A 22,216-nucleotide genomic window follows, 5' to 3' on the forward strand; every position below is an offset into this window, starting at 1 on the left:
GCATATCACGGAAAAACGCCAACCGGCTAGGCTTTGGCCTGCCCTCGTCACAGAGCCTTCCCCTCCTCCAACAAGGCATAACACACCGGCGTCAACACCAGGCTGGCGGCCATGCCGACCAGCAGGCCGGCGGAAAGGGACAAGGTCATGGGGATGAGGAATTGGGCCTGGACGCTGGTCTCCAGCAGGGTCGGCAGGAAGCCGGCGAAATTGGTGAGGAAGGCCAGCAGGATGGGACGGAAGCGGGAGGTGCAGGCGGCCAGGATCAGCTCGGAGACTTGGAGGTTGGCGCTGGAAGGGCTGGGGCCGGGAATGCCGGGGTCCATGGCCATGGATGGTGCATAGACGCGGCCGACAACATTGCCGGCGGCCTGCTCTCCAATCCCGTTATCCCTTTCACGGATATAGTCCAGCAACACCAGGCTGTCGTTCACCACCACGCCGCTGGCGGCGATCATGCCCACCAGGGATTCCATGGACAGGGGCAAACCAGCGACCCAGTGGGCCAGCACGGCGCCGCTCCAGGCGACGGGAGCGGCCAGCAGGAAAATCAGCGGCTTGAGGTAGGAGCGGAACGGCACGGCGATCAGGGCGTAGATCACCAGCAGGGATATCAGCGTGTTGCGCGCCAAGGTGGAGCCCATGGCCTCCTCGTCCTGGCGTTCCTGGCTCACTTCCAGGTCCAGGCCGGGGAAATCGCGGCGCAGGCTCTCCAACTCGCCCGCTTCCAGCTCGGCGTACAAAGCGTTGGCGTCCAGCCGCTGCGGATCCACGCGCGCCTGCACCTTGAGCACCCGCTGGCGGTCCTGCCGCACCAGTTTGGCGTAGCCGGGCTGCAGGGTCACGTCCGCCACCGATCCCAGCGGCGCCAAGGCGCCGTCGGGCAGGCGCACCGGCAGTTCCCGCAAGCGCTCCAGCGACCGGCGCTCCTCCAGCGGCAATCGCACCATCAGCTTCACCTCCTGGCGGCCCCGCTGCAAACGCTGCACCTCCTCGCCGAAATAGCCGGCGCGGGCTTGTTGCGCCAAGTCCTCCAGGCGCAGGCCCAACCGCTCGGCGCCGGGTTTCAACGCCAAACGCGCCTCCGGCCTGCCCGGCTCGGCCGTGTCCATCACGTCGAACACACCGGGATAGGCTGCCAGGGCGCGCTTGAGCCGCTCCGCCGCCGCGCTCGGCACCGCCGGGTCGGCGGCGGCCAGGTCGAGCTCCAAATCGTAGGCGGTGTCGTCGCCCTCCTTGTAATGGAAGTCGATGCGGCCGCGGCCGATGTCGCCGATGCCCTCCCGCCAAGCACGGACGAAGTCCTCCACCGCCACCTTTTGCCGCCCGTCCGGCGAGAATTCCACCCACAGTCCGGCGCCCCGCTCCCAGACCAGGGTTTCGACGTTGACGATGATGCTGCGGCCCGGCTCCAGCCGGGCGTCCATTTCGTCGCGCAGCTTGAACAGGGCGCGTTCGGCGCGGTCCGCCAGCTGGCGGATATCGCCGTAAGGCGAACCGGGCGGCACTTCCAGCATCACCCAGAAAGTGTCCTTGGTCACGTCCGCCCGCAGCGAATGGCGCACCCGGCCGCCGGCCACCAGCGCCGCGCTGAGCATCAGCAACACCAGGAACAGGGCGACCGTAACGCCGCGCCAATCCAGCGCCTTGAGCAGAAACGGCCGGTAGTGGCGCACGACGAAACCGTCCAGGCCGGCATTGAGCCGGTCCCGCAGGCGGTCCAGCCGCGACGGCTCGCCGCCCGCCTTGGACGGCGCGGCCAAGTGCGCCGGCAGGATCAGCAGGGCCTCCACCAGGGAAAACACCAGGGTGAGGATCATCACCAAACAGATCGGCCGCATCATCTGGCCGGCCCAGCCGGGTAGGAACAGCCCCGGCAGGAACGCTACCAGCGCCACCAGCACGGCCAACACCACCGGCACCGCCACCGATTGCACGCCGCGCACGGTGGCTTGCAGGTTGGACTCGGGAGGCGGGAGGCTGGGGGGGAACGCCGAGCCGGAGTCGTCGGTATCCCCCTCCCCCGCTTCGGCTTCCAGTCTCCGCCCCCCCGCCTGTTCGCTGTACACCGCCTCGCCGACGATGATGGCGTCGTCCACCAGGATGCCCATGGCCAGCAAAAAGCCGAACAGCGACAGCATGTTGAGGGAGACGCCCACCGCCGGCATCAACCAAAACGCGCCGAACAGGGAAGTCAGGATGCCGGCGCCGGCCCAGAACGCTACCCGCAGGCGCAGGAACAGCGTCAGCACCACCAACACCAGCGCGAAACCGCTCACCCCGTCTTCCACCAAGGTACGGATGCGCTCGTCGTAGGCGACCGAATCGTCCCACCAGGTGGCGATCGCCATACCCGGAGGCAAACGCTTGCCCATGTCCTCCACGTAGGCTTTGACCCGCCGCGCCACGTCCACCGTGTCGTGCTCGGCGTGGACTTCCCAGCCCTGGCCGGTTTCGCCGTTGTGGCGCCAATCGCTCTCGCGCTCCTCCAAACCGTCGCGGATGGCGGCCACGTCGCCCAAGCGCAGCACCGCACCGTTGGCGCCGCTGCGCAACACCAGGCGGCCGAGGGCCTCCGCGTCGCCGGCCTTGCCCTTGACTTGCAACAGCACCTCGCCGGCCGGCGATTTCACCACCCCGCCGGGCAAGTCCAGCGACATGCGCCGCAGGGCCTGGGCCACCTCGCCCAAGGACAGGCCGAACTGGCGCAGCTTGGCCGGCGACACCTCGATGGCGATTTCGTAAGGCGTTTCGTTGTAATTGCGGGCTTGGGTGACGCCGTCGATGCGGGACAGGTCCTCCTGCACGCGGTCGCCCAGGCGGCGCAGCGCCAGGGGATCGGCCCGGCCATGCAAGGCGACCCAGATGACGCCGTCGTCGTCGGCGCGGGACGCCGGCTCCACCTCGATTTGCTCCAGCTCTTTCGGCAAGCGAGGAATCGCCTGGACGCGGCCCCGCACCGTCGCCATCACCGCTTCCTTGTCGTGGTCGGGCAACACGGCCACTTTGACTCGGCATTGGTCCTGGACGATTTCCGTCTTCAGCCGTTTGACGCCCGGTGCGTTGTAGATGGCCTCTTCGATGCGCACGCACACCGCCGATTCGATTTCCTGGGGGCCGACGCCGGGCATACGGGCGGTCACCAGCAGTTGATGGGGGCTGAAGCGGGGAAACACCTCCCGCTCCACGCCGGCCAGCGCCGCGGCGCCGCCCAGCAGAATGAGCAGCATCAACAGGTTGGCTGCCACCGGATTGGCGGCGAACCAGGGAATCAGGCCGGAGGCTTGCGACCGGGGGCTGAAGGCGGGATTCATCGCGCTTCTCCAACCTCCTCCACCCGCACCTTCACGCCCTCCACCGGCACCTGGATGCCGCCGGTCACCACCCGGTCGCCGCTGGCCAGGCCGCCTTTCACCAGGACCCGTCCCGGTTCGTTGCGCAGCACTTCCAGTTGGCGCCGGCGCAGGCGGTCCTCACCGTCGACAATGAGCGCTTGCTGCGACGCGTTGACCGCCGCCGCCGGCAAAACGAACACGTCGTCGCGCCGGCGGCCTTCGATGTCGGCCTGCACGAACAAGCCAGCCAGCAACGGCGGTTGGCCGGCATAGGGCTCGCGCACTTCGGCCACGGCGTAAAGCTGGCCGTTGGCCTGGACCAACGCCCCTTCGGTGCGGACGATGCGGCCTTGCCAATGGCGCATGGCGCCGGCGAAATCGGCGCTGAGCGTCACCGCCGCTCCGCCTTCCCCCGCGCCGTTGCCGAAGGGCAAATCGACAAAGGCCAGCTGCTCGGCCGCCAAGGGCAGGCGGATTTCCGCCAAGTCGGTGGCATAGATGCGCGCCAGCTTGTCGCCCGCCCGGACGTATTGCCCCAAGCCGATGTGCTTGTCCCGCACGCGGCCGGAAAAAGGCGCTTTCAACTCGCAGCGGGCGCGCTGCAAGCCGGCCTTGGCCATGTCCGCCTCCGCCGCCAGCAGCTTGGCGCGGGCTTCGGCCAGTTGCGGCAGATGCAAGGCCAGCGGCGTCGGTTCCCCCTCCCCCAGGGCCCGCCATTCGTTGCGCGCCTGTTCCACCTGGGCCTCTTCCAAGGCCAGCTGCCGCTGGGCTTCGGCGAGGCGCGCCCGGGCGTCGGCGATGGCGTAGTCGTAATCGCGCGGATCGATGGCCAGCAACACCTCGCCTTCGGCGAAAAATCCGCCCGCCGCCAATCCGGGATGCAAACGCAGCACCTTGCCCGCCACTTCCGGGACCAGATCGATTTCCATGCGCGGCGCGGCCACGCCTTGGGATGCCACATTGAGACGCAGCGTGTGGGGCACGGCCCGCACCACGGCGGCGAGCGGCGCGGGCGGTGACGGGGGTTCCGGCCGCGCGGCCGGCCGGCCGGAAACCATGGCCACGGCCAGCCCCGCGCCGGTCAGCAACACGGCGGCGGGCAGGAGCGTTTTCAGCCGGGCGCGGTTATCGTCGCGCTTCAACATCGCCTCCCAGGGCCAAATACAGGTCGATGCGGTTGTTGAGCAGTTGCCGCTTGACCGCCAAGTGCGCGCTTTGCGCGCTCAAAGTGCTGCGGTAGCTGTCCAGCAGGGTGAGTATCTCGATGAAACCGTTGCGGTAGGAATAGACCGCCAGCTTGCGGCTGGCCTGGGTCTGCGCCACCGCTTCACGCAAGGCCGCCTCTTGGCCGCGCAGCCACGCTTCGGCGGCCAGCGCCTGCTCCACCTCGCGGAAGGCGTTGAGGGCCGTGTCGCGGTAGCGGTTGACGGCTTCCGCGACCCGCGCTTCGCTCAACTCGATGTCGGCCAGCAGACGCCCGCCGGTGAAAACCGGCTGGGCCAAGCCCATGGCCAGGTTCCAGGCGGCGGCGCGGGGGTCGGCCAAGTCAGCCAAGGCCGAACCGCTGGTGCCGCCGCCGGCGGTGAGGGTGACGCGCGGCAGCAGCGCCTTGTGGGCGCTTTCCAAACGGGAGTCCAGCGATCGCAGCCGCTCGAACGCGGCGACCAAATCGGGACGCCGTTCCAGCAATGCCGACGGCAGGCCGGCGGACACCGCCGGCGGCGGCGCGGGCAGGTCCGGCGCGCCGGCCAAGGCCGCCGCCGGATAGCGTCCCAACAACACCTCCGACGCCTTGCACGCGGTTGCGCGCCTGGGCCAGCTGCGCTTCGGCGTTGGTCAGGTCGGTCAACGCCAGACGCAGGTCCAGGGGCCGGGTCAGGCCGCGGACGTAGCGGCCCCGCACCAATTCGACGACGGTGCGGTGGTCGTTTTTGGATTGTTCCGCCACCTGGGACTGCAGCCGCGCCTCGGTCAGCTCGAAATAAGCCTGCGCCGTGCGCGCCGCCAGGGACAGGCGCGCGCCGGCCAAGTCGGCCGCCGCCGCTTCCGCCTCCCAGGCGGCCGCTTGCCGGGCCGCGCCGATGCGCCCCCACACGTCTAGCTCCCAGCTCAGGTTGAACGGCAACGCCAGCTGGGTACCCCCGTCGCGCTGGTCGCCGGCGCTTGGACTGCCGCCGCGTAGCGGGTTAACCGAGGCTTCCTGGAACCGGGGAGCGAAATTCAGTTGCGGCAAGCGCCCCGCGCCGTCGATGCGGGCCTGGGCCTGGGCCGCCTGCACCCGCGCCGCCGCCGTCTTCAAGTCGAAATTGCCGGCCAGCGCTTCGCGCACCAGGGCGGTCAGGGTTTCGTCGCGGTAGTCCGCCAGCCACGGTTCGACGGCGTCCCGGGCGGCCGCGCCCGAAAGCGCCGTCCAAGCCGCCGGCGTTTCGCCTGCCAGGCCGAACGCGTCCCGCTCAGGAGCCGGCGAACAGGCCGCCAGCCACAACAGAGCGCAGGGCAAGCCCCCCAGCAACCGGACCGGGCCGACGAAAAAACGGCGGTTAAGACCCAAACGCGCTCCCGTTCGCCAGCCCTATCGAGGGGAGGCGCGGCGCGCCGGCGAGCGCGCTACGGCTGCGCCGCATCGCGCTCGCCGTGGTCGGCCAGGGCGTCCAGGCGTTGCTGCAAGACGGCCATGCGCTGGTTGGTTTCGGCGAGGTGCAGCTGCAACCCGCCGATGATCTCGTGCAGGTATTCGAAATGGATCTGGAAATAGCGCGACGAGGGAAACGCCGGCGCCGCTGGGGATTTCTTGCCGGGAGTTCGCGCCGGGATGGCGGAGTTTTGCGTCAGTTGCATGGCCTCGACCTTGTCTTAATGAGTCCTTCCAAACAGTAAGACGTTCGAACGGGGCAAATCCCTCACCCGGCCGGCAACTTTTTTGCGGATTCAGTCGCCCATGGATACGGCGACCAAGCGGACCCGTTTGAGCAGGGGATCGGTCCAGGCGACGTACGCCTTGCCGCCGGCCCGCTCCAATTCGGGGTACTTGCTGGGCCAATTGGGGAAACCGCCTTGGTAGATCGTGACGCGGCCGAGCACCGCGCCGTTGGGCGCCACCCGCGCCGCCCTCAGCTCTTCCTGCGGACCGTTGCGGCCGCGCCAGCTCACCATGGCTGAACCGTCCTCCAGCAGCACGGTGTCGGCGTAGCCGACCGCTTCGCTGTCCACTTCGATGGGATCGCCAAAGCTGGCGCCGGCATCGGAGGAGAACGCCAGCCGCACCCGCCCGGCGCCGTCGGCGGCGGTGAACCAGGCGACCACGGCTTGCGCGCCCCGCATATCCACCGCCGGGCCGTTGCTGGGGCAGCCGTTGAGCACCCAGCCGTCCACGTGCACCGGCCCGGAACGCACCTCGCCGGCGGGATTCCAGCGCGCCGCGGCGATGTCCCGCACCTCGCTCCCGGCGTGGTCGCGGTAAACGGTGACCAGTTCGCCGCCCTGGGCCGCCGTGTCGCTGCGGCAACAGGAGCACACATCGCTGTCCAGGGTGATTTCCTCCCCCGGCCGCAAGGCCGCGTCCATGACCGTGGCTATGAGCTGGTAGCGCTGGGCATGCGCGGCATGTTCCGAATGCTCGGCGTGGCCGGCGCCCTCCGCCTGGACGTGGCGCTTATCGGTCCACACCAGCGCCAGCCGGCCGGCCGGCAGCGCCGCCAAAGACATTTGCGCGTCGTAAACGCGCGCGTCGTCGCCGTAAGGCCGCGCCGGCTCGCTCCAGGTGCGCCCGCCGTCGGCCGAACGGGCCAGACGGATTTCGGCCGAGGTGCGATCGGTGGAACCGGGAACGTACGACATCCAAGCCGCCGCCAACGCGCCGTCCGCCAGCCCCATCACCACCGGAGGCGCGGCCAACTTGCCCGGCACGCTGGCCACGGTCGCCGGCGCCGTCCAACGGTCGCCGTCCCGCACGGAAAAGCGGGAGCTGCTGCGGCCCTCGGCCACTTCGACCCAACTCAGGATCAGCCTGCCGTCCGCCGTATGGCCGAGACGGTGCTGCTGGGAATTGGCCGCCGCGGGCGTCTCGATTTCCTCCACGCCGCCGCCGGCCGCCCAGGACGCGCCGGCGGCGAGACAAGCCAGGACGAGACTGCACCGGCGAAGCACGAGGCGTGCGAAAGGAAGGCTGTGGCTCATATTGGGCACCGTTGGGCTTTGCGTTTCGGCGGCAATTATGCCAGTTCCAACCCAGGCGCTGGGGCAATCGGCGCGAACGCCTCTGCAAGCCGGGCGGGACGGCATGAACGCCTCCCGCAAACGGGAGGCCGAACGGCGAAGTCGCGATGGCCGGATAAGCGGCGGCTCAGCCGCGCGCCGCGGCCACGGCGTCGGCGAAAATGGCCGCGATGCGGTAGATGTCGTCGGCGTCGACGATCAGCGGCGGCAAAAAGCGCACCACGCTGCCTTGGCGCCCGCCCAGTTCCAGAATCAGGCCGCGCGCCAGGCATTCCTGCTGGATGCGGCGCGCCAAGTCGCGCTGGGGCGGGCGTTCTCCGGGCCCACCGACCGGGTCCACCACCTCCACCCCGATCATCAACCCCCGTCCGCGCACGTCGCCCAACTCCGGCGCGCCGGCCTGGATCTGGCGCAGCTGCTCCATCAGGCATCGGCCCATGCGGTCGGCGTGGCGGTGCAGCTGCTGCTGCCGCACGAAGCGCAAGGTCGCCAATCCCGCCGCCATGGCCAGCTGATTGCCGCGGAAAGTGCCGGCGTGGGCGCCCGGCTGCCAACGGTCCAAGTCCTTGTGATAGACCACGACGCTCAAGGGCAAGCCGCCGCCGATGGCCTTGGACAACACCAGCACGTCCGGCTCGATGCCGGCGTGCTCGAAAGCGAACATCTTGCCGGTGCGGCCGCCGCCGGTCTGAATTTCGTCGACGATTAGCGGAATGCCTTTCTCCCGCGTCATGCGGCGGATGTCGCGCAGCCATCGGTCCGGTGCGGGAATCACGCCGCCCTCCCCTTGCACCGCCTCCAGGATCATGGCCGCCGGCGGCGCGATACCACTGTTGCCGTCGTTGAGCAGCCGTTCGATGTAGGCCGCCGAGATGCGGCCGTCGTCTTGCCCGCCCAGGCCGAACGGGCAGCGGTACGAATAGGGATACGGCAGGAAATGCACTTCGCCCATGAGGCCGGCCACGGCGACTTTCGGGCCGATTTCCCCGGTCAGGCTCAACGCGCCGTGGGTCATGCCGTGGTAGGCGCCGTGAAACGCCAGGATCGAGCGGCGGCCGGTAGCGGTCTTCACCAGCTTCAGCGCCGCCTCCACGGCGTCGGCTCCCGACGGCCCGCAGAACTGGATTCGAGCGTTGGCGGCGAAGTCCGGCGGCAGGCACGCGAACAGTTCCTCCACGAAAGCGTCCTTCACCGGCGTGGTCAAATCCAGGGTCTGGAACGGCGTGCCGTCCGCCAGCAGTTGCTGAATCGCCTCCACCACCACCGGGTGGTGATGCCCCAGGGCCAGGGCGCCGGCTCCCGCCAGGCAATCGATGTAGCGGCGTCCGTCGGCGTCCTCCACGTGGATGCCCCGGCCTTGCTTCAAGGCCAGCGGCAAGCGGCGCGGATAGCTGCGGGCGTTGGACTCGCGCGCCGATTGCCGCCCCAGGTAATAGGCGTTGTCTTCCCGCGGGACCGGCGCCAATCCGCCGTTCCCCGCCGTCCACCAGGCCTCGTCCGCGACGCCGGGGCTTTCCGCTTCCACTTCAACGATACTTTGCATCACGACGACATCTCCGCATGGTTCGATTGCCGATCCCCGACCGAGACGGCGTTCGCCGCCAGGCCGCCGAAGGCGGGCACTTTGCCCCTCTCCGCCAAAAAACCCACGACCATGGCGGCGCACTCCTCCAGCCCCCGGCGGCCGGTCGGCACCTCCAGGTCGGGGCTCAGCGGTGCCTGATACGGCGAGGAGATGCCGGTGAAATCCGCGATCTCGCCGCGCCGGGCCCGGCGATACAGGCCTTTGGTGTCGCGCCGCTCGCACACGTGCAGCGGCGTATTGCAGTAAACCTCGATGAAGTCCCCCGACTCCACCAGGGCGCGCACCATGTCCCGGTCTTCGCTGAAAGGCGAAATGAACGCCGTCAGCACGATGACCCCGGCGTCCATGAACAGCTTGGCCGTCTCGCCGACGCGGCGGATGTTCTCCCGCCGCTCGTCCGGGCTGAAGCCGAGATCGCGGCATAAGCCGTGCCTGACGTTGTCGCCGTCCAGCACGTAGGTGCGGCAGCCGTTCTGGAACAGCAGCTCCTCCACCCGGTTGGCCAAGGTCGACTTGCCGGCGCCCGACAGCCCGGTAAACCACAGGATGAAACTGCGATGGCGGTTCTGCCGTTCCCGCTGCTGGCGAGCCACCGCCGATTGATGCCACACGATATCCGTATTCACCGTTTGCTCCTTAAAGTGGTTGAGGATGATTGAGTCGCGCCTGGTCACGGCCGTCCCGCCGGCGTCAACGTCAGGCGCTGCAGGGTTTCCCCCGCCAGCAAGGGCGTGGCGACGCCCGCCAGCCAGTCCCGCTGCTGGTCGTCGTAATACGCCGACAGGGGATTGCCGGATTGACCGCCGGGCATGTGCAGCAACGCATCCTGCTCGCTGCCGGGCGCCACCACCAGGCGTTCGCTGGCGCCGCCCGAACCGTCGGCCATGCGCACGCACTGCCGGCAACCGGGCAGCGGCGCGTCGGGCATGTTGAGCAGCGCGCCCAACAACGGATGGACGGCGGCGAACGGGTGTTCGATGCGCGTCGGGTTGACGCAGCCCCAGCTCGCGTCTTTCCACGTATCCGCGCCGCAGCGGGACAGCACCGCCTGGGCGGCGGCCTCCAGCCGGTCCAACAGCAACTCGTCCCAGCGCGCGTGGCCGCCCTGTGGCGGCAGCAATTCCGGCGCCCTGGCGTCCAGCAACTGCCGCAGCGGCTCGTCCATGTTGCGCCAGGTGTATTCGAAGGACGGATCGAGCGCCCGGCAGCGCGCCAACAGCGGCGCTAGTACCGCATCGGCCAGCAGCCGCCGGAATTCCACCAGCACGGCCAGTCCCCGCGACTCCGGCCAGGCATGGCCGTCCCAATCCTGGATGTGGCGGCGCAACGCCCGCAGCTCGGGAGACAGGGTGCTGCGATGGGTTTCCAGCGCGTCCAGCGCCAAGCGCTGGTAGTAGCGGTAGAACTCCGTGCGGGTATCGAGCTGCACTTGCAGCAGGTCTTTCTCGGTGACGCCCTGCAGTTGCGACAAGCGTTCGGCGATGCGGAAAGCGCGGTAGCCGCTATCGAAGTCCTGGCCGATCACGTGGGGATACTCGCGCCCCACCATGCGCTGGTTGGCGTTGACCAGATAGCCCGCCGGGGGATTGACGATGCGCGGCTTGTCGCCGGCGGCGACGTAGCCGCGCCAACCGCGCGAACCGTCCGCCCAGGAACGGCTCAGCAGGCCGTCCAGGTTGCGGCGGTCGGGGATTTTCCCGACGTAGGTCCAAGCGATATTGCCGCGGCTGTCGGCGAGCAAGCCGTTGAGCGGCGGCCCGCCCGCCCGTTGCATGATCGGCAGGGCTTGGAAAACGTCCTCGGCGTCCTGCAGATCCAGTAAGGCCAGATCGCTGGCTGCGGGGTCCAGCGCCGTCCAGCGCACCGCCACCGGCTTGCCCAGCAAGGGGTCCGGCAGCAGCGGTCCCCAAACGCTGGTGCGCACGTCCAGGGCCACGTCGGCCTGGCCTTTGACGCGAATGGTTTCGCGGCGCACGCCCAACGGCACGTCGCCCTGCGGCGTGCGGTAGCGATCGGGCGAATCCGCCGCCATTTCCAGCGGGACGAAATCCACGAAGTCTCCCGCCACGCTGGTGTATCCCCAGGCGACGCGGCCGTTGCTGCCGGAAACGAACAGCGGCACGCCGGGCAAGGTGATGCCCGCCAGCAGGCGGTCGGGCAGGCGCATTTCGGCGCGGTACCAGATGTTCGGCACCCGCAGCGCCAGATGCATGTCGTTGGCCAGCATGGCGCGTCCGCCTCGGCTTTTGCCGGGGGAAACCAACCAGCCGTTGGAGCCCACCGGCATTTCGCCGGCTTGCACCAGCCCGGCTTGCGGCGGCGGACTGTCCGCCAGCAGCGCCGCCAACGCCTGGCGCGGCATGGCGGTAACCGGCCGCCAGGGCTGTTTGCCGTTGCTGATGCCGTCGGTGTAGCGGTCGGTTTCCGGCAGCAGGAAATCCGACACTTCCTTGCCCAAGGCCGCCTCCATGACGCTGGCCCGGAGTTCCTGCTCGCCGGTGCGCCAAGTCAGATTCTCGAACATGCCCAGGACCACCAGCAGGCTGTCCTCCGCCCGCCAAGGCTCGGGACGATAGCGCAGCAGCAGGAACTCGAACGGCATCAGCGACATGCCGTCCATCGCCTGGTTGACGCCGTCGGCATAGGCGTCCAGCACGGCGCGCTGTTCGGCCGGTAGGCGCGCCGCGGCCGCGGCGGCGACTTGTTGAAAGCCCATGACGCGGTGCCAGCGGTCGGATTTCAGCGCGGCCTCACCCAATACCTCGGCCAGCCGGCCGCCGCCGCGCCGGCGCAGCAAATCCATCTGGAACAGGCGGTCGTGGGCGGTGACGAAACCCAATGCCCGAAACGCGTCGTCGCGGCTGTCGGCGTGGATGCGCGGAATGCCGCGCCGGTCGAATTCCACCGTCACCGCCGCGCGCAGGCCGGCCAGGCCCCGCTCGCCGTCCCAATCCGGCAAGGAAGCGCCCGCCAGCAGCGCCGCCACCCCGGCGGCGGCCAGGATCGCAGCCAGCGCGGCAGCGGCGATCCGGCGCGGCCATTTCCATCCGCCGGGCTTAACCGGCGACCGCATGGGACGCCTCCAGCGGTTGCTCCTCGGCCGGTAGCGGCTTCGCGGCCCCTACCCCGCCGCCGGGCCGTCCCGACGGGGCGATCGCGCCGATTTTCCCGTCCTCCAATCGCAGGCAGCGATCGGCCAAGTGGAAATAGGCGTCGTCGTGGGTGATGACCACCACGGTTTTTCCCTTGGCCTTCAGGGAAGGCAAAATTTCCGTGTAGAAAACCTGCTTGAACGCGGGGTCCTGGTCGGCGGCCCATTCGTCGAACACGTAAAACGGCCGGTCCTCCAGGTAAGCGGCCAGCAGCGCCAAGCGCTTGCGCTGGCCCTGGGACAAATCGACGGTGGAGAACCGGCCGTCCTCGATGCGCACCTTGTGATCCAATTGCAGCCGCCGCAGGTAGTCCCGCGCCTGCTCGTCCAATTCGCGGTTGCCGAATCCCAGCAGGCTTTCGAACAGATAAAAATCGGAGAACACCGCCGAAAAATGCTGGCGGTAGTCCTCGCGCGCCGCGGCCGTCACCGGCGCGCCGTCCAGGAGTATGGTGCCGCTTTCCGGCGCGAACAGGCCGATCAGCAACAAAGCCAGGGTGGTTTTGCCGCTGCCGTTGCCGCCGACGACGAAAACCAGCTCCCCCGGCTCAAGGACGAAGTCCAGCGGCCCCAGCATGAAATCGCGTACCGCCTCGTCGCGGAAATAATGGTGCGTCACCCCGGCGAACCGCAGTCGCCGCGCCTGTTTGGCGGGGACGCCGGCCGATGCGCAGTCGGCTTCGGGGCTCGGCGCGTCGACGCGGCCGGCCAGCCCGTCCAACTTGCCCAGAGCCGCCTGGGCGCGCCCCAGGATCGGCAGGCCGTTGAACAGCGTCACCAGCGGCGCCATCATGTAGATGACCGCGAACACCGCGCCCGCCATGGTGTCCGCCGGCAACGGCAGGTGTTGCGGCAAGACGAACAAGAACAGGCCGATGACCAGGTAAAACAGCCCGGTGCCCCAGTTGGCGCCCAGCACGTAGGCCGTCATGCCGGCTAGGTAAAGGGCTTGGCCGCGCTCGGCGGTGGCTTGCAATTCGTCGGCGAAAAACGCCCGGCGCTTGTCCCGGTTCAGTTGCAGCTCCTTCACGCCTTCGGTCAATCCGCGAAAATGCTGGAACAGCCGATCGTCGCACTCCCGCGCCTGCTTGAAGCGGGCGATGGCGCCGCGCTGGATGGCGCGGAAGCTCAGCACCCCGAACGCCATGACGACGGCCATCACCGCGAACAGCGGCGGCGACAGCCAAGCCACGTAGGCCAGGCAGCCCAACACCGTCGCCACGTTGATGCACAGCAGCGGAATCCAGGAAAACGACTCGGCGACGGCCGCCACGTCGTCGGTGAGGTTGACCAGCAAGCGCGGCGCGCCCAGCGCCTGCAAGCGGCGATAGGGCGTCGCCAGGATTTTGTGCCCCAGCTCCGCCCGCAGCCGGAAAATGGCCGACTGGCCCAGCCGGGTCAACAGCAGCGACGAACAAACGCGGCTGGAAACCATCAGCAGGACTAGCGCCGTGAACGCCAAAATCAGCCGATCGGCCGGATATTCCTTATGGAACACCACGGCCACCACAAAGGCCACCAGCCCGGCGCTGCACAGGCCGTTCAACAGGCCGGCCGCCAGCGCCGCCACCATTTGCCATTTCGCGGCGCGCAACAAAAACGCCATGATCGCCATGCCTATCCCTCCCGGAAACCTAAGCCGAACGCCGCCGCTAGCCCAGCAACAGCTTGCCGAAGCTGGTCGCCAGGCTGACGTTGCCCGCGATGCCGATGGCGCCGTTTTCGAAAGCGTCCACCACCGAGCGCTGGCCGGCGGCCAATTCGATCAAAGTGTCGGCCGCCAGGCTGATGACGCAATCCGCCGCCCGCCCGCCCGGCTCGATGACGGGTTTGGCCTGGGTCAAATCGATGGTCCATTCGCCCGGCTCGCGGCCGTTGACCACCAGCCGGCAGGTGCCGCCGATGGCCTTGGCGTAATCGCCCCGCTGGTCGATGGCGGCGCGGAAACCCTCTAACACGCCGGCCACCGCCCCTCGCTGCGGCGCGGTTTCCGCGCCGTCCGTTTCCTCCGGGAGCCGCTGGGCGGAGTAGCCCAGGTCGTCCAGCAAGGCGTCGATCCTGGCGCGCAGGGGCGCCGGGATGGTTTCCACCGGCAGGGAGGCGCCGCCGCCGATGGAAGCGGTGTGGATCTTCTTGGAAAAATGGAATTTTATGTCGCCCTCGGCGAATCCGCCGGCCGGCTGGCCGAAGGTTTTTTCCAGCAGGCTGTCGTCCCACTCCAATCCGAGAAAGCCGAACAGCGCCGTCAGCGTCTCGCCGGGCCGGCTGGCCAGGGACTCGTAATTCACCCGGAAACACCGCCCGGGATGGGCGCGCTCGAACGCCTGGATGGCGCTATTGCGCTCCACCCAGTACTCGGCGATGGCCGCCACCACGTTGTGCGGGCTTTTCTGCACGTGGCCGCAGATTTCCGGCAGGAAGCCCAGCCGCGACATGGACAGGTAGGAATGCACGAAATCCAGGCAATGGCGGTACAGGCAGATGTATTTGGCGTTGGGAAATACCCGGTCGATGAGCGGCAGGTGCGGCAGGTTGACCAGCGACTTGTCGCACCATAGCCGCGCTTGGTCCGCCTTGGCGTATTCGTCCATCAAGCCCGTCACCGCGGCCCGCGTTTTATCCAGCGCCAAGGCGCGGCGCTCCGGTTCCGAGCCGCCGCCGGCCGAACGGGCCAGCGCCAAATAATGGGTGGAGTTGAGCGCCTCGCACAGCGGCCCGATGGCGAAGACCGAAGCGAACACCGCCGGGTGGGAATCGACGACGTTGCGCAGCAGCGTCGAGCCGGAGCGCTTCAGGGATAGGATAAAGACCGGATTGCCGGCGTCGTTCGCATCGAAATGATCCATTACAGCCTCCTAGTGTTTTACGGTTGCGGGTCGGTGGCGGGGCCAGGCGCCGCTGATGGCTCCCCGGCGGCCGCGGTTACTCAGGCGAACAATAGGCGTCCGAATTCGAAGGCCACGTCGCGGTCGCCCGCGACTTCGATTTGCCCTTCCTCGTACGCCTCCATGGGATTTTTCCGGCCGTCGGCGATGTCCCGCAGCAGCTCGGCGGAAAGCGCCACGGTCGAACTGGTCTCGCGGCCGTCGGCCGGCACCACGCCTTCGCGGCTGGCGGGATCGACGATCCAGGCGCCGCCGTTGCCGCCGGTGACGACGAACTTGCAGGAACAAGACGCCAGGCCGTCGGCGCGGCGCAGCCGTTCCTGCTTGCCGGCCCAAAGCCGCTGGAATAAGTCGTCCGCCGCCTGCTCGGCCCGCGCCGTCGGCGCCGTGGCGGGCCCGACGGCGTGGCGCCGGTAAAACGCGTCGATGGACGGGTAATCCAGCAGCGCCAGCAGCGCGTCCGCCCGCTCTTGCAACGCTTGCGGTATGAGGTCGCGGGGCACCTGCCGGCCCTTGCCGACGGAGTCGGCGCTGATGCGGCCGGCGAATTGCACCTTGGCGTCGCCTTCGCCGCTGTCGTGGCGTTGCGTGAATACCGCTTCGATCAAGTCCGGCGACCAGTCCACGGCGAGAAACCCGAACAGCCCCTCCAGGGCGGCTGGGGTATCGCACACCAGGGACTCGTATCGCAGGCGATGGCAACCGCCGGGGTTTTGCCGCTCGAAGGCCAGCAATCGCTCGGTTTTGTCGATCCAATTGCTCATCATGGCGACGACGATATTGTCGGGATGCCTTTGGACGTACGGGATGTGTTCGGGCAGGTAGCGGTAAGCGCTCAGGCCGACACAGGAATGCACCACGTCCATGCAATGGCGGTACAGGCAAACGTAGCGGGCTTGGGCGAACGCCCGCCGGATGACGTCCAGATAATCCAAATTCATCGGCGTTTTTTCGCACCAAAGGCTTTTGCCCTTGGCGTCCGCGTAACGCGACATCATGCCGCCGACGATGCGCCGGATTTCCGCCGCCACCGCGGCCGCTTTTTCCCCGTCGTCCATGCCGGGCAGCGTCTGGCCCAGGGTCGGCCACAAAGCGCCCTCCAGGCTTTGGCACAAGCGCCCCAGGTACAAATGCCCCGGGCAGGCGATCTGCGGGTGGGTATCGACGATGTAACGCAGCAACGTCGATCCCGAGCGTTCGCAGGAAAGGATGAATAAGGGCGACGCCGGCGCGCCGCCGGTGTTTTCCGGGCGAGCGACATTAATCATATAAGCCTCCGTTGTTCGAATTCCCTGTCATCGCCCGCCGCGCCCGCCGGCGGGGGGATAAAGCCGCAGTCGGCCAAATAGGACAAATACCGGGTAAACAAGGCGTCCGGCCGGGTCGGACGGTCGATATTCCCTTGGGCGAGCATCGCCAGGGTCGCCGCGCAAGCGTATTGGCCGGCCGCCGAATCGGCCTCGTCGTCGCCGCCGCGCCACCCCTCCAACAGCGGCAACAGGGGATACAGCACGTGTTCCGGGTCGGCGGCGACGTTGCGTGCCGCGTATTCGGCCCATTCGCCGAGGGAAACCGCTTCCAGCGGGTATCCTCGGGCGCGGATGCTGGCGACCAGCTGTGCCGTCGAGCCCGCCGCCGGGTTGGTCAAATGGGAAATCCGCCCGATAAACTCCGGCCGGCCAGACAGGAACACGATGGCTGCGCTGACGTAGTCCACCGGCACCCAATCCAGGCTTTCGTCGATCCTGGGCGCCTTGCGCAACTGGATGCAGCCCTTGATGACGCGGCAGAGGAAATCGCCGGTATTCCAAACGCCGCTGCGGCTATCGCCGGTGACGGCGGCCGGCCGGTGGATGGTGACGGCCAAGCCCCGCGCCGCGGCGGCCCTCACCAGCCGTTCCGCCACCCATTTGCTTTGCGCGTAGCCGCCGGTAAGCTTGCCGTTGGCCGGCGGCTCGTCGTCCTCGGCGAATCCGCCGGCGCGCGGCGGCGGGTTTTCGCCGAACACCGACACGGTCGACACGTAATGCACGGCTTTGGGCTTGCCCAGGCAAGCGAGACGCAACACTTCCCGCGTGCCCTGCACGTTGGCCGGCTTCAGCTCCTCATAGGAACACGCGAAATTGACCAGGGCGCCGTTGTGGTAAATGGCGTCCAGTTTGCCGCTGAGGCGCTCGAATCGCTCCGGCGAAAGGCCCAGCGACGGCAACGCCAGATCGCCGCACACCACCGCCACCCGCGGATCGGCCGCCACCGCCTCCATGCCGTAGGACTTGAGCACTTGCCGCAGGCGGTCGGAGGCTTGCCGCGGCGACTGGCCGCGCACCAGGCAATAGACGATCGCTCCGGTGCGGGACAACAGGTCGCGCAGCAAATAGGCGCCGAGAAAACCGGTGGCGCCGGTGAGCAACACCGCCTGCGGCGCGCGCACCGCCGGCTCGGCGGCGCAACGCGGCGCAATGGCCGGATCCAAGCGCGCCTCCGCTTCCCAATCGGGCGCGGCGCATGCCGCCGGCGCGGACGCCCCCGTCAGCAACAAGGCCTGCGCCGCCAAGGTCGGGCATTCCACCAGGCTGCGCAGGGATGCCTCCGTAGCGAATGCCTGCCGCAACTTGAAAGCCAGCTGGACGGCGAGGATGGAATGTCCGCCCAATTCGAAGAAGTTGTCGTCTCGTCCGACGGACGGGAGGCCGAGGGTTTCCGCCCAGAGTTTGGCCAGCAGCGTTTCGGCCTCTCCTTGGGGGGCGGCGCGGCCGCTCGGGCGGGCGGACGGTTCCGGCGCCGGCAGGGCGTTGCGGTCCAGCTTGCCGTTGGGGGTCAGCGGCAAGCGGTCCAAGACCACGTAGGCGCTCGGCACCATGTAGTCCGGCAGGCCCGCTTGGAGCAGCGCTTTGAGTTCGCCGCCGTCCGGCGCGGCTTGGTCGGCCCGGGGCACCAGGTAGGCGACCAGCCGCGCGCCGCCGGGGCCGTCTTGCCGCGCCAGCACGGCGGCGGCCCGCAGGGCGGGATGCCGCAGCAGCCGCGCTTCGATTTCTCCCGGTTCGATGCGGTAGCCGCGGATTTTCACTTGGCCGTCGAGCCTTCCCAGGAATTCGAGGACGCCGTCTTCCCGCCGGCGCGCCAGGTCGCCGGTTTTGTACAGCCTGGACCCCGCCGGGCCGTAGGGGTCGGGGATGTAGCGCTCGGCGGTCAGGTCCGGCCGTTCGTGGTAGCCCCGCGAGAGGCCGGCGCCACCCAGGTGCAGTTCGCCCGCCACGCCCACCGGCACCGGGTTCAGGTGGGCGTCCAGCAGGTGGATTTGGGCGTTGGCGATGGGCCGGCCGATGGGGACGCTGGAGGACTGGCCGTCTTCGGCTTGCACGGTGTGGACGCTGCACCAGACGGTGCCTTCGGTGGGGCCGTATTCGTTGTGGAGCCGGGCTTGCGGCAGGCGTTCGCGGTGGCGGGCGGCGACGGCCGGCGGGCAGGCTTCTCCGGCGACGATGACGGTGTTCAGGGTCGCCAAACAGCCGGGTTCGGCTTGCTCCAGCAGCAGGCCGTAGAAGGCGGGCAGGCACAGCAGGTGGCTGAGCCCTTCGCCGGCGATCAGGCGCGCCAGGGCCGGCGGGTCTTGCTTGAGGGCGGCGTCGGGCAGGCACAGCTTGCCGCCTTGGCTCAGGGTCCAGAACAGGCCGGCGACGGAGCTGTCGAAGGCGTAGGAGGACAGCAGCAGGTAGCCTCGCACCGCTTCCGGGTAGTGGCGCTCGCGGGCGGCGGTGGAGTGCACCGCGTTGCGGTGGCTGACCACGACGCCTTTGGGGCGGCCGGTGGAGCCGGAGGTGTAGATCAAATAGGCGGCGTTGTCGGGATGGCCGGCCGGGACCGGGTCGCGGTCGGGCTGGGCGTCCAGTTCGGCGCGGTCGCGCTCCAGGCACAGCGGCGTTACGCCGGCGGCGGACAAGGCGTCCCTCTGGGCCGGTTCGGTCACCGCCAGCGCCGCGCCGCAGTCGGACAGGATGTCGGCGAGGCGTTCGGCGGGATAGCTCGGGTCCAGCGGTACGTAGGCTCCGCCGGCTTTGAGGATGCCGAGCAGGCCGATCACCATGTTCGCGCCGGCTTCCAGGCAGAGGCCGACCCGGTCGTCGGGGCGGACGCCGCGCCGGCGCAGGGCGTGGGCCAGACGGTTGGCTTGCTGGTTCAGCCGGCGGTAGCTCAGGTGCCGGCCGCTGTGGGCCACGGCGACGGCGTCGGGGGTCCGGTGCGCTTGCGCTTCGAAGCGGCTGTGCAGATAGTCCTCCGGCGGCAAGGGCGCGGCGGTGGCGTTCCAGTCGGCCAGTTGCCGCGCTTCCGCTTCGGTCAGCAGGGCCAGTTGGCTCAGCCGGGCCTCCGGGTCGGCGACGAGGCTTTCCAGCAGCCGCCGCCAGTGCCGGGCCAGGCGGGCGACGGCGCTTTCCCGGAACAGGGCGGTGCGGTATTCGAACGCGGCGCGCAGCCCCCCTGCCCGCTCCGTCAGACTCAGGGTCAGGTCGAACTTGGCGACCGGCAGTTCCAGTTCTTCTGCGTCCACTTGCAGGCCGGGCAGTTCCAGCCGGCCGCTGTAGGCGTTCTGCAGGACCAGCATGACTTGGAACAGGGGGTTGCGGCCGGCTTCCCGCGCCGGTTGCAGGGCTTCCACCAGTTTTTCGAAGGGCAGTTCCTGGTGCGCTTGCGCGCCCAGGGCGTGTTGCCGGACTTGGGCCAGGAGTTCGCTGAAGCGCGGGTTGCCGGACAGGTCGGTGCGCAGGACCAGGGTGTTGAGGAAGAAGCCGATCAGGCCTTCCAGTTCGGCGAGGGGGCGGTTGGCGGCCGGGTAGCCGATGCACAGGTCGCTTTGCCCGCTGTGGCGGTAGAGCAGGACGTTGAAGGCGGCCGCCAGGGTCATGAACAAGGTGGCGTCGTGGCGGCGCGACAGCCGGTTGAGGCCGACGAGCAGTTCTGCCGGGAGGTCGAGGGCGTATACCGCGCCGGCGTCGTCCGATGCGGCGGCCGGGGCGGCGTCGCCAGGCAGGGCCAGGACGGCGGGGGCGCCGGCCAGCCGTTCGCGCCAGTAGGCCAGCGAGCGTTCCAGCGTTTCCCCTTGCTGCCGCTGCCGCTGCCACACGGCGTAGTCGGCGTATTGCACCGGCAGCTCGGGCAGGACCGGGGTTCGGCCGGCTTGGTAGGCCGGGTAGAGGGCGGCGAATTCCCGCACCAGGACGCCCAGGGACCAGGCGTCGGAGACGCTGTGGTGCAACACCAGCAGCAGGGCGTGGTCTTGCGGCCCCAGTTCCACCAGCCGGGCGCGCAGCAGCGGGCCGGCCGCCAGGTCGAAGGGCTGGCCAGCCGTTTCCCGCGCCAGGCTTTCCAGCGCCGCTTCGCGCTCGGCGGCCGGCAACGCCTGCAGGCTCGCGTGCGGCAACGCCAGCGGGCCGGCGGCGGCGATGCGCTGGCGCGGCTCGCCCTCCACCGCGACGAAGGCGGTGCGCAGCACTTCGTGCCGGCCCACGATGGCCTCCAAACTCCGCCGCAGCGCCGAGGCGTCCAGATCGCCCCGGATCCGCAACCGGAATCCCAGGTTGTAACGCGAGCCGGCCGGGTCAAGATTCCACAAAAACCACAATCGCTCCTGACCGTAGGATAGCGGCGCGTCGCGCAGCGCCAGCCGGGGAATGGCGGGGCCATCGCCGCGCTTGGCGGCGTTGCCGCGCAGGCGCTGCTCCAGCAGTGCCAGTTTGGCCGGCGACAACCCCCGGCGCAGGGCGTCCATGGGACTATGGGCGTTCATGGCCAACCTCCCGGGCGGTCGCGGCGGCGGCGAAAGGCGACCCGACGGGAATTCGCCCGGTGGCGCTTGCGGCGTGCTTGCGCCCGCGCCTTTTCCGCAGCCAGTGGATCAGGCCGGTGGCGTAGAGCAAAGCCGGAGCCAAGCCCGACAGGCACGCCAGGATGCGGCCCGGCAAGCCCAAGGCTTCGCCGTTGTGCAGCGGCCACATGAGATTGAGGAAGGTCTCCCCGGCGCTGAATTCGTTCGGGTCGGCGACCTTCAGCACTGCGCCGCTGTACTGGTCCAGCCACACTTTGCTGCGCGGCCGGCGCACGTTGGCCTCGCCGGGCTGGCGCTTTTCGACGGCGTAATAGCCTTCCGGGCCGTCGGGCAAGGCGACCCAGCGCAGTTCCGCTCCCGGGAAAACCCGGTCGGCGACCGCCACCGCCTCGTCTGGGGAAATCGGCGCCGCACCCGCCACCGGCGTGGACTTCAGCGTCGGCGGATTTTGGAACGGCTCGGCGGCGACCGGCGAGAACCAGGCCACCACCGGCTTCACCCAGTCGCGGTAGGCGAAGGAAAAGCCGGTGAAAGCCAACACCGACAGCGCCACGGCGGCATAAGCGCCCATGGCCCGGTGTAAATCGAAATTGAACCGCGCGCCGCCGGCGCTGCGTTTGACCGTCAAGGCGGAACGCCACCCGCCGCCGCGCGGCCACCACAGGTACAGTCCGCTCGCCAGGGACAGCAGCAGCAACAGCCCGAGCGCGCCCACCGTCTTGAAGCCGAGCCGGGCCGCGTCGGGTCCGCCGTATTTGCCGAACCAAAGGCTGGCGTGCAGCTCGTAGAGGTTCGTCATCAGCGTATCGCCCCAGAAACGGCTGCTCAGCACCCGGGCGATGTAGGGATCCACATCCACCGTCAGGGGCGCAAAGGCCTTGCCGGCGCTCTCCTCCGGCTTGGCGTAAACGGCGCGCAAGGTGGACGACTCCCCGCGCGGCATGAACAGCATCCACCCGCCGGCGCGCTGGGGATGGGCGGCGCGCACCGCCGCCATGATTTCGTTCAGCGGCCTGGGGCCGGACCGGGCCGGCTCCACGCGCAAGTTCGGATTGAGCAGCGCGTCCAGTTCGAAGGTGAACACGTTGCAGCTGCCGGTCAATCCCAGCAGCGCGAACAAGAAGCCGGCCCCCAGGGCCAGGCAAAGATGCGCGTCCCGCCACCATTTGCGCAGGCGGCGGCGCGAAGCCGCTGTCGCGGCGTGCATCGATCGGGTCGACATGG

General features: G+C 68.9%; 14 protein-coding genes. All 14 read right to left on the reverse strand.

The window, feature by feature from the left end; genetic code table 11:
- Nucleotides 1–47: 47 nt before the first annotated feature.
- Nucleotides 48–3,314, reverse strand: coding sequence for an efflux RND transporter permease subunit (locus tag K5607_RS08925; RefSeq protein WP_221048841.1), 3,267 nt, complete (start codon nucleotides 3,312–3,314; stop codon nucleotides 48–50).
- Nucleotides 3,311–4,477: an efflux RND transporter periplasmic adaptor subunit gene (locus K5607_RS08930; RefSeq protein ID WP_425515791.1), complete on the reverse strand. Its 1,167-nt coding sequence runs from the start codon at nucleotides 4,475–4,477 to the stop codon at nucleotides 3,311–3,313. The genes K5607_RS08925 and K5607_RS08930 overlap by 4 nt, the downstream gene beginning before the upstream one ends.
- Nucleotides 4,461–4,982: a TolC family protein gene (locus K5607_RS18240; RefSeq protein ID WP_343222986.1), complete on the reverse strand. Its 522-nt coding sequence runs from the start codon at nucleotides 4,980–4,982 to the stop codon at nucleotides 4,461–4,463. The genes K5607_RS08930 and K5607_RS18240 overlap by 17 nt, the downstream gene beginning before the upstream one ends.
- Entirely contained in the window at nucleotides 4,882–5,886 is a 1,005-nt protein-coding gene (locus K5607_RS18245; protein WP_343222980.1) for a TolC family protein, read from the reverse strand. Before K5607_RS18245 ends, K5607_RS18240 begins: the two co-directional genes overlap by 101 nt.
- A gap of 56 nt (nucleotides 5,887–5,942) precedes the next feature.
- The gene (locus K5607_RS08940) at nucleotides 5,943–6,173 is read right to left on the reverse strand and encodes a hypothetical protein (protein ID WP_221048843.1); all 231 of its coding nucleotides are present in this window, start codon (nucleotides 6,171–6,173) and stop codon (nucleotides 5,943–5,945) included.
- A 90-nt stretch (nucleotides 6,174–6,263) separates the two neighbouring features.
- Nucleotides 6,264–7,511, reverse strand: a complete 1,248-nt coding sequence (locus K5607_RS08945) for a sialidase family protein (RefSeq protein WP_221048844.1) — start codon at nucleotides 7,509–7,511, stop codon at nucleotides 6,264–6,266.
- A 166-nt stretch (nucleotides 7,512–7,677) separates the two neighbouring features.
- Nucleotides 7,678–9,093: a diaminobutyrate--2-oxoglutarate transaminase gene (locus K5607_RS08950; RefSeq protein ID WP_221048845.1), complete on the reverse strand. Its 1,416-nt coding sequence runs from the start codon at nucleotides 9,091–9,093 to the stop codon at nucleotides 7,678–7,680.
- Nucleotides 9,093–9,761, reverse strand: a complete 669-nt coding sequence (cysC, locus tag K5607_RS08955; RefSeq protein ID WP_082411785.1) for an adenylyl-sulfate kinase — start codon at nucleotides 9,759–9,761, stop codon at nucleotides 9,093–9,095. The genes K5607_RS08950 and cysC overlap by 1 nt, the downstream gene beginning before the upstream one ends.
- Nucleotides 9,762–9,805: 44 nt before the next feature.
- Nucleotides 9,806–12,208, reverse strand: coding sequence for a penicillin acylase family protein (locus tag K5607_RS08960; protein WP_221048846.1), 2,403 nt, complete (start codon nucleotides 12,206–12,208; stop codon nucleotides 9,806–9,808).
- Complete coding sequence (locus K5607_RS08965) at nucleotides 12,192–13,901, reverse strand: cyclic peptide export ABC transporter (protein WP_246598997.1); 1,710 nt, start codon at nucleotides 13,899–13,901, stop codon at nucleotides 12,192–12,194. The genes K5607_RS08960 and K5607_RS08965 overlap by 17 nt, the downstream gene beginning before the upstream one ends.
- Before the next feature lie 37 nt (nucleotides 13,902–13,938).
- A complete protein-coding gene (locus K5607_RS08970; protein WP_221048847.1) occupies nucleotides 13,939–15,132 on the reverse strand; it encodes a sulfotransferase in 1,194 nt (397 codons plus the stop codon).
- 80 nt (nucleotides 15,133–15,212) lie between these two features.
- Complete coding sequence (locus K5607_RS08975) at nucleotides 15,213–16,439, reverse strand: sulfotransferase (RefSeq protein ID WP_221048848.1); 1,227 nt, start codon at nucleotides 16,437–16,439, stop codon at nucleotides 15,213–15,215.
- Complete coding sequence (locus K5607_RS08980) at nucleotides 16,436–20,953, reverse strand: non-ribosomal peptide synthetase (protein WP_221048849.1); 4,518 nt, start codon at nucleotides 20,951–20,953, stop codon at nucleotides 16,436–16,438. Before K5607_RS08980 ends, K5607_RS08975 begins: the two co-directional genes overlap by 4 nt.
- A complete protein-coding gene (locus K5607_RS08985; protein WP_246598998.1) occupies nucleotides 20,940–22,214 on the reverse strand; it encodes a PepSY-associated TM helix domain-containing protein in 1,275 nt (424 codons plus the stop codon). The genes K5607_RS08980 and K5607_RS08985 overlap by 14 nt, the downstream gene beginning before the upstream one ends.
- Nucleotides 22,215–22,216: the final 2 nt, after the last annotated feature.

The organism is Methylogaea oryzae, assembly GCF_019669985.1.
GTDB classification, from domain to species: Bacteria; Pseudomonadota; Gammaproteobacteria; order Methylococcales; family Methylococcaceae; genus Methylogaea; species Methylogaea oryzae.